The 500-nt window shown below is 66.8% G+C and carries 1 pseudogene; it reads right to left on the reverse strand.

Going from position 1 to position 500, the window contains the following annotated elements:
• Positions 1-372: pseudogene (locus VXC91_RS46875) on the reverse strand (IS21 family transposase); the annotation flags it as partial.
• Positions 373-500: the final 128 nt, after the last annotated feature.

Below are 500 nucleotides of genomic sequence, written 5' to 3' on the forward strand. Positions count from 1 at the left end.
CTCCCGCGGTGTGTATCCGAGCTCCTCCGCGATCCTGGGACGGGCCTGCTGCACATACATCTTGACGCGTTGGTAATGGTGCGGGAAGTCGTACTGCTCGACGAGACGCTCATGGATCACCGCGGCCTTCAGCAGCACCTCGGCCCGCAGCCAGGCATCGATCACATGCGCCCACGGCTTGATCACTTGATTGCCCAGATCCGACCGCGGCGCCGCAGCCGGAGGCTTGGGAGGCCCGTCGCTCTCCAGGTACTTCTTGACCGTGCGCCAGTTCAGGCCGGTCTCGCGGGCGATCTCCGAGATGCTCGCGCCCGCCTCATGCAGAGCCCGGAAGCGCCGCAGTTCCAACCACCGCTCCGGTTCCAGCAGCATGCCTGGGGCCTCCCTCGTCGCCGCACAACGTCAGCGACAGGCTCCTCTCACCGCCCAAGGCCCCCGCCCGACACGCCGGATCACCTCTGCAGATCAACCCGTACGCACCTCTGCACCAGAGCCCGTAC

It is taken from the genome of Streptomyces chiangmaiensis (assembly GCF_036281785.1).
Classification (GTDB): Bacteria; Actinomycetota; Actinomycetes; order Streptomycetales; family Streptomycetaceae; genus Streptomyces; species Streptomyces chiangmaiensis.